The following is an 8356-nucleotide window of genomic DNA, read 5'->3' as shown; positions in this document are numbered from 1 at the left end:
ACCTATCCCGAGGCGGTGCGCTCCCAGCAGCCCGTCTATGTGCGAGGTGACGCGCTCAGCGGCCAGCCGGACATCAACTCGGTGGTCGAGGGCAATGCCGAACTGCGCCGCGGCGACACCATGATCCGCGCCGACCGGCTCGAATACCAGGTGCCTGACGACCGCGTCAATGCCTCGGGCGCGGTGCACATCAACCAGGCCGGCAATGTCTACGAGGGCACGCAGCTGGACCTGGAGGTCGATGCCTTCAAGGGCTTTTTCGACAACGCCGGATATCGCTTCCTGGCCAATGGCGCCTACGGCAAATCCTCGCGCGTGGACTTCATCGACCGCGACCATGCCGTGGTCCACGATGCCACCTACACCACCTGCCAGCGCGACGACGAGGCCAGCTGGGAGCCGGCCTGGATGCTGCGCGCCCGGACCCTGCACATCGATATGGCCGAGGAAGTGGGCGTGGCCGAGGGCGCGGCCCTGCAGTTCAAGGGCGTGACCGTGCTGCCCGTGCCGCGCATGAGCTTTCCGCTGTCGGACAAGCGCAAGTCGGGCCTGCTGCCTCCCACCATGGGCCTGGACAAGCTCAGCGGCATCGAATACACGCAGCCCTACTACTGGAACCTTGCGCCCAACCGTGACATGACCCTGTATCCCTCGGTCATGAGCAAGCGCGGCGTCAACCTGGGCGCCCAGTTCCGCTACCTGGAGCCGACCTATTCGGGCGAGGCCTATGCGGCCTACATGCCCGGCGACCGCCAGCGCGACCGGGACCGCTGGGCCTACTCGCTGCAGCACCGGGGTGTCATCGACTCGCCCATCGGTGGCCTGGGGTTGAACATGAACCTCAACCGCGTCAGCGACGACAACTACTGGCGCGACTTCCCGCTGGCCGCGAAATCGCTGCGCGAGCGCCTGCTGCCCAACGATGTGAACCTGTCCTGGGCGCGGGGCGACAATGTGCTGACCTTGCGCACCCTGTACTGGCAGACCATGCAGGATGCATCGGCGCCCATTGCCCCGCCCTACGGCATGAAGCCGCAGCTGCAATGGCGCTACACGCCGCTGGACCTGCCGCACGGCCTGGACTTCAGCTTTGTGGCCGACACCACGCGCTTCGAGATCGACAAGCCGCTGGCCGGCATGACCTACAACAACGGCCAGCGCAGCTACATGCTGGCCCAGGTGAGCCGCCCCTTCCTGTCGCCGGGCGCCTTCATCACGCCCAAGATCCAGCTGCACACCAGCAACTACCAGGTGGACAGTCTGATGAGCAACGGCAGCCGCAATGCCTCGCGCACGCTGCCCACGGTCAGCGTGGACAGCGGGCTGGTGTTCGAGCGCGACACTACGCTGTTCGGCCGCCAGCTGCTGCAGACCTTTGAGCCGCGCGCCTTCTACACCTACACGCCCTACCGCGACCAGAGCTTTCTGCCGCTGTATGACACGGCGCGCAACGACTTCAACTTCGCGAGCATCTACTCCGAGAACGACTACAACGGCCAGGACCGCATTGCCGACAACCACCTGCTGACCCTGGGTGCGACCACGCGCCTGATCGACGGGACCACGGGTGCGGAAAAGGCGCGCTTCGGCATTGCGCAGCGCGTGCGTTTCTCCGACCAGAAGGTCATCCTGCCCGGCGAGGTGCCGGCCACCAGCCGCCTGTCCGACGTGCTGCTGGGCGCGGCCATCAACTGGACCGATGCCTGGTCCACCGAAGGCACGACCCAGTACAACCGCGACCTCAACCGCTCGGTGCGTACCACCTTTGGTGCGCGCTACAGCCCCAGCTCCTACCGCACGGTGAACGTGGCCTACCGTACCCAGTACGACACCGTGGCGCGTACCGACGCCAGCAAGCTGGTCGATGTGGGCTGGCAATGGCCCATCAACGACCTGTGGGGCGACAAGGGGCGCGATCTGGGCGCTGGCCGTGGCCAGGGCGGCGGGCGCTGGTACACGGTGGGCCGGCTGAACTACAGCCTGAAGGACCGCAAACTCGTCGATACCGTGGTCGGGCTGGAGTACGACGGCTGCTGCTGGATTGGCCGCGTGGTGCTGGAGCGCCTGCAAAGCTCCATCACCCAGTCCAACACCCGGCTGCTGTTCCAGATCGAGTTCGTCGGCTTCTCGCGGCTGAGCCTGGGTGCAGACCCGCAGCGCAGCCTCAAGCAGAATGTGCCGCGCTACCAGTACCTGCGCGAGTCCGTGACGCCTCCCAGCCGCTTCACCAACTACGATTAGAGCCAAGGCTCCAAACACGCTTTTTGCAAGGCATCTCTCCCATGCGTTTTCTTTCCCAGACCCATTGCTGCGCAGCTGCCGCTGTGGCGCTGGCCTTGCTGGCCACCACAGCCCAGGCGCAAGGCCTGCGTGTTCCGGGCCAGTCCAGGGCGCCCCAGGCCGGCGATGCCTCCGTCTCGCGTGCGCTGGACGCCACCAACCTGCCCTCGTCGCGCGATCGCGGCGCCAAGGCAGGCGTGCGCTCGGCCGACTACATCGTCGCCGTGGTCAACTCCGAACCGGTGACCAACAACGAAGTGCGTGCCCGCATGGCGCGCGTGGCGCAGAACATTGCCGAGCAGGGCGGCCAGATGCCGCCCGAGGCGCTGCTGGCCCGCGAGGTGCTCGAGCGCCTGATCGTCGAAAAGGCCCAGCTGCAGGAAGCCAAGGACACGGGCCTGCGCGTGGATGACTACGCCGTGGACCAGGCGCTGACCAATGTGGCGCGGCAAAACGGCCTGGACAAGGCTGGCCTGCAGTCCCGCCTGCGGGCCGAAGGCGTGAACGAAAAGCAGTTCCGCGAAGAGCTGCGCCGCCAGATCACGCTGCAACGACTGCGCGAGCGCGATGTGGACGGCCGCGTGCGCGTCACCGATGCCGACATCGATCGCTACCTGGCTGAGCAGCGCAGCGGCGGTGCCGACAAGGCACCGGCCGCCGTGAACCTGGGCCACATCCTGATTTCCGTGCCCGAGAACGCCAGCCCCGCCGAAGTGGCCGAGCGCGAGGCCCGCGCCAAGCAGGCCGCCGAGGCCGCCCGCACGCAAGGCGACTTCCTGGCCGTGGTCAAGGAGTTCTCCGATGTGCCCGACGGCCAGGGCGGCGGCGCCATGGGCATGCGCCCGCTGGACCGCTATCCCGAGCTGTTCACCAAGGCCGTGGGCCAGACGGCGCAGGGCGGCATCGTCGGCCCCTTCCGTTCGGGCGCGGGCTTTCACGTGCTCAAGGTGCTGGAGAAGTCGCAGACCGGCATGCCGTCCGTGGTCACGCAAAACCATGCGCGCCACATCCTGCTGCGCATTGGCGACCAGATGACCGAGGCCGATGCCGCCAAGCGCTTGGCCGACTACAAGCGCCGCGTGGACAGCGGCCAGGCCAGCTTCGAATCGCTGGCCCGCGAGTTCTCGCAGGACGGCAGCGCGCGCAACGGCGGCGACCTGGGCTGGGCCTCGCCCGGCCAGTTCGTGCCCGAGTTCGAGCAGGTGCTCAATGCGCTGCAGCCCGGCCAGGTCAGCGACCCGCTGGTCTCGCGCTTCGGTGTGCACCTGATCCAGCTCATCGAGCGCCGCCAGGCTGCGCTGACCCCCCGCGAGCAGCGCGACATGGTGCGCAACGTGGTGCGCGAGCGCAAGCTCGAAACCGACTACCAGGCCTGGCTTCAGGAGCTGCGTGGCCGCGCCTACGTCGAGTACCGCGAGCCTCCGCAATAAGACACCCCCCGAGCAGCTGCGGCTGCGGCAGTCCACAATGGAAGGCGGTGCCATGGCGCACCGCCTTGCTTTTTCTATGAAACACATTCCTCGCAAACGCTTCGGCCAGAACTTCCTGACCGATGACGGCATCATCGACGGCATCGTGAGCGCCATCGACCCCCGGCCGGGCCAGTCCATGGTCGAGATCGGGCCGGGCCTGATGGCCCTGACCCAGCCCCTGGTCGAACGCCTGGGTCGGCTCACCGTGATCGAGCTGGACCGCGACCTGGCCGTGCGCCTGCGCCTGCACGAGCAGCTCGACGTGGTCGAGTCCGACGTGCTCAAGGTGGACTTCCGTGCCATTGCCGCGCGCCTGGGCGTGCCCAAGCTGCGCATTGCGGGCAACCTGCCCTACAACATCTCCAGCCCCATCCTCTTTCACCTGCTCGAGCAGGTGGACGTGGTCGAGGACCAGCACTTCATGCTGCAAAAGGAGGTCATCGACCGCATGGTGGCGTCGCCCTCCACGGCCGCCTATGGGCGGCTGACGGTCATGCTGCAGTGGCGCTATGCGATGGAGAGCGTGCTGTACGTGCCGCCCGAGAGCTTCAATCCGCCGCCCAAGGTGGACAGCGCCGTCGTGCGCATGGTCCCGCGCGAGGCGCCGGCGGCCCTGGACGCGAAGCTGCTGGAGGAGATGGTGCAGGTGGCCTTCAGCCAGCGGCGCAAGATCCTGCGCAACACGCTGGGGCGCTGGCTGGAAGCCAAGGGCTTTGACGGGGAATTCGACCTGCAGCGCCGCGCCGAGGAAGTACCGGTGTCCGAATACGAGGCACTCGCCGCCCGGTTCACGCGCGCCTAGGCACAGGCGCCCAGCGACTGCAGCGCCGACAGAGCGCACAGCACCCGATTGGGCGCTGTGCGCTCTGGGCCATCAATGTCCTGCGCTTACAGGAACGAGTAGAAGCAGCGGAACGGAATCTTGCGCTCGGCCCAGTACTCGGCCGCGTCGCGGAAGCTGTCCAGCAGCTGCTCGCGCACTTCCTTGTCGAACTTGGGCGTGGTCGGGATCTGGTCGAGCACGAGCACGAAGCCCGGCTGCGGGCCGGCCTTGTGGATGGGGTCGGTCAGGCAGTCGTAGAGCGCGTCGAAGTTCTTGCCGAAATGCGCGGGGAAGAAGAACTGCGTGGCCAGCAGTTCCAGGATATCGGCCTTGGTCTGCGCATGGGCCAGGTTGGCATACAGAAAATGGCACCCCAGCGTCTCGGCCGCCTGTTGCAGATCCTCCACCCTGTAGGCGCGGATCGACTGCACGATGTTGGCGCGCACGTTCCGCAAAGGGGTGTCGGGGATCTTACGAAGTGGTGCATCCATCTCCGTGGCTCTTTCTCTAACGTGGATGTGGCCTGCGGGGACGGGCTCATGGCCTTCGGCATCCCTGGGCTGTGGATGAAATGCAGACCCCTGCCAGCGCACTGCGTCGGACACGGAGGGTCGAACTGGCTGTAGAGACTGGGTCGAGGTCATTCGATGATCTTGCGAAAGCTGCTGTAGTGGTCGCTGGTGTAGTAGCAGGCATCGGGCTGCTGGGGCTCTCCGCCGCAGACGATGCGGCGGGCTCCACGGTCACGCGAACCGGGCGTGCGCACCGTGTACTCACGGTAATAGCCGCGCGACTGGCGCGGCAGGATGCGCTCGCGGTTGCCGAACACCGTGCCGTCCTTGTCGTGGGCAAAAGGCCCGCCGCGCAGGATCAGCGTATACGTGGAACGGCCTTCGCGCGGTAACTCGGACAGGGGGACGGTGGCCACGGCCGCCGTCGTCTCCACGCTCTCGGGCGCCGAGCGGCGCGCATCAGCGAGCGAGGGCGACAGCACAAAGGCGGCCCCGACGATGAGCGCTAGACCGGACTGGTACGCCTTGGCGGCGGCTGCCTTCAGCATCAACTACACCTTTCAGAAATCCAGGGAAGCCCTGAAATCTCGACCCGCTAGTGTGACGGAACACCCCTCAAAATGCAAGTTCTGCCCAAAAAACAGGCAGCTTGACCAAGGAAATGTCTGGGGATTGAACAGTGAGAAGGCAACTCTGCGCCTGAGTTGCCTGCTATTCAATGCAAATGCCGCCCGTTGTCAAAAAAGCGCGCGCGGCTAAAAAACCAGGGGCGCCGAGCAAGAGCCGCCTCGCGGCGAGGGCGCCGTCCCCCTCCCCCGCGAAGCGGGTAGAGAGGGGGAAGCCGCGAAGCGGCTCAGGGGGTGCTTAACGGTTAGCGTTAGCGTCCGCCACCGTCAGCGCCGTCATGTTGACGATGCGGCGCACCGTCGTGCTCGGCGTGAGGATGTGCACGGGACGGGCGGCGCCCAGCAGCACGGGGCCGATGGCGATGCCGCCGCCAGCGGCCTGCTTGAGCAGGTTGTAGCTGATGTTGGCCGCGTCGATGTTGGGCATGACCAGCAGGTTGGCGTTGCCCAGCAGCGTGCTGTTGGGCATGAGCTGGGCGCGGGCCTTGCCGTCCAGGGCCACGTCGCCGTGCATCTCGCCGTCCACTTCCAGCCACGGGGCCTGCTCGCGCAGCAGCTCCAGGGTCTGGCGCATCTTGACGGCGCTGGGCTGGTTGCTGGAGCCGTAGTTGGAGTGCGACAGCAGGGCAGCCTTGGGCTTGACGCCGAAACGCATCATTTCCTCGGCGGCCATGATGGTGATCTCGGCCAGCTGCTCGGCCGTGGGGTCGTAGTTGACGTGGGTGTCCACCAGGAAGACCTGGCGGTCGGGCAGCAGCAGGCCGTTCATGCAGGCATAGGTCTGCACGCCGGCGCGGCGGCCGATCACCTGGTCCACATACTGCAGGTGGTGCGATGTCTGGCCCCAGGTGCCGGTGATCAGGCCATCGACTTCGCCCTTGTGCAGCAGCATGGAGCCGATCAGGGTCAGGCGGCGGCGCATCTCGATCCGGGCGATGGGCACGGTGATGCCCTTGCGCTCGGTCATGCGGTGGTAGGTCTGCCAGAAGTCGCGGTAGCGCTCGTCGTGCTCGACGTTGACCACGTCGTAGTCCGTGCCTTCCTTCAGGCGCAGGCCGAATTTCTCGATGCGCTGGGCAATGATGGCCGGGCGGCCGATCAGCGTGGGGCGCGCAATGCGCTCGTCCACCACGATCTGCGTGGCGCGCAGGATGCGCTCTTCCTCGCCCTCGGCGTAGGCCACGCGCTTCTTGGCGGCCTTCTTGGCCGCGGCGAACAGCGGCTTCATCATCGTGCCCGAGGCGTAGACGAAGGTCTGCAGGTGGGCGCGGTAGGCATCCATGTCCTGGATCGGGCGCTGGGCCACGCCGCACTCGGCGGCGGCCTGGGCCACGGCCGATGCGATCTTCATCATCAGGCGCGGATCGAAGGGCTTGGGGATCAGGTACTCAGGGCCGAAAGTCAGTTGCTCGCCCACGTAGGCGGCCGCCACTTCCTCGCTTTGCTCGGCCTGGGCCAGCTCGGCGATGGCGTGGACGGTGGCGATTTCCATCTCGGTGGTGATGGTGGTCGCGCCGCAGTCCAGGGCACCGCGGAAGATGTACGGGAAGCACAGGACGTTGTTGACCTGGTTGGGGTAGTCCGAGCGGCCCGTGGCGATGATGGCGTCGCTGCGCACGGCCTTCACGTCTTCGGGAATGATCTCGGGGTTGGGGTTGGCCAGCGCGAAGATCACCGGACGCGCGGCCATCTTGACCACCATGTCCTGCTTGAGCACGCCGCCGGCCGACAGGCCCAGGAAGACGTCGGCGCCTTCGATGACCTGGCCCAGCGTGCGCAGCTCGGTGGCGCGCGCGAACTGGGCCTTGTCCTCGTCCATCAGCTCGGTGCGGCCCTCGTAGACCACGCCGGCCAGGTCGGTGACGAACACGTTCTCGCGGCGCAGGCCGACCTTGAGCAGCAGGTTCAGGCAGGCCAGGGCGGCGGCGCCTGCGCCCGAGGCCACGAGACGGACCTCCTCGATCTTCTTGCCGGCCACCTTGAGCGCGTTGACCATGGCCGCTGCCACGGTGATGGCCGTGCCGTGCTGGTCATCGTGGAAGACGGGGATCTTCAGGCGGCGGCGCAGCTCGCGCTCCACGAAGAAGCACTCGGGTGCCTTGATGTCTTCCAGGTTGATGGCGCCGAAGGTGGGCTCCAGCGCGGCGATCACATCGACCAGCTTTTGCGGGTCCTTCTCGTTGATCTCGATGTCGAAGACGTCCACGCCCGCGAACTTCTTGAACAGGACGGCCTTGCCTTCCATCACCGGCTTGGAGGCCAGCGCGCCGATGTCGCCCAGGCCCAGAACGGCGGTGCCGTTGGAGATCACGGCCACCAGGTTGCCGCGCGCCGTGTACTTGAAGGCGGCGGCCGGGTCCTTGACGATCTCTTCGCAGGGCGCTGCCACGCCGGGCGAGTAGGCCAGGGCCAGATCATGCTGGTTGGCCATGGGCTTGGTCGGCACGATGGTCAACTTGCCGGGCTTGGGAAACTCGTGGTATTCGAGTGCGGCACGGCGCAGCTGGGCACGTTTATCGGAAGGGGTCGGGGCCGTGTTGTCGGACATCAAGCGTCTCCAGCGAAGGCATGGCCAACGCACGCGCGGATCAGCCCGCGTGCCGTCGGCCGAGGTAGGGGGGAACCGATTGTAGGCCGACAGGC

At 66.7% G+C, this 8356-nt stretch carries 6 protein-coding genes; 3 read left to right on the top strand and 3 right to left on the bottom strand.

The features are described from left to right. The 3 genes from JHD82_RS16030 to rsmA all read left to right on the top strand — a co-directional run. A partial coding sequence (locus JHD82_RS16030; RefSeq protein ID WP_199137391.1) for an LPS-assembly protein LptD occupies nt 1-2241 on the top strand: 2241 nt, incomplete at its 5' end. 41 nt (nt 2242-2282) lie between these two features. Further along, nucleotides 2283-3710: a peptidylprolyl isomerase gene (locus JHD82_RS16025; RefSeq protein WP_199137389.1), complete on the top strand. Its 1428-nt coding sequence runs from the start codon at nt 2283-2285 to the stop codon at nt 3708-3710. Between the two features lie 76 nt (nt 3711-3786). After that, a complete protein-coding gene (gene rsmA, locus JHD82_RS16020) occupies nt 3787-4554 on the top strand; it encodes a 16S rRNA (adenine(1518)-N(6)/adenine(1519)-N(6))-dimethyltransferase RsmA (RefSeq protein WP_034397468.1) in 768 nt (255 codons plus the stop codon). An 86-nt stretch (nt 4555-4640) separates the two neighbouring features. On the opposite strand, the gene JHD82_RS16015 is transcribed toward rsmA, so the two are convergent. From JHD82_RS16015 to JHD82_RS16005, 3 genes are all read right to left on the bottom strand, one after another. Then, the gene (locus JHD82_RS16015; protein WP_013804792.1) at nt 4641-5066 is read right to left on the bottom strand and encodes a barstar family protein; all 426 of its coding nucleotides are present in this window, start codon (nt 5064-5066) and stop codon (nt 4641-4643) included. Nucleotides 5067-5215: 149 nt separating this feature from the next. Further along, complete coding sequence (locus JHD82_RS16010; RefSeq protein ID WP_192368507.1) at nt 5216-5635, bottom strand: ribonuclease domain-containing protein; 420 nt, start codon at nt 5633-5635, stop codon at nt 5216-5218. A 316-nt stretch (nt 5636-5951) separates the two neighbouring features. Next, nucleotides 5952-8261: an NADP-dependent malic enzyme gene (locus JHD82_RS16005; protein WP_012207827.1), complete on the bottom strand. Its 2310-nt coding sequence runs from the start codon at nt 8259-8261 to the stop codon at nt 5952-5954. Nucleotides 8262-8356 lie beyond the last annotated feature (95 nt).

Source organism: Delftia sp. ASV31 (assembly GCF_016428765.1).
Classification (GTDB): domain Bacteria; phylum Pseudomonadota; class Gammaproteobacteria; order Burkholderiales; family Burkholderiaceae_C; genus Comamonas; species Comamonas acidovorans.
This window is presented reverse-complemented; position numbering and strand designations above follow the sequence as displayed.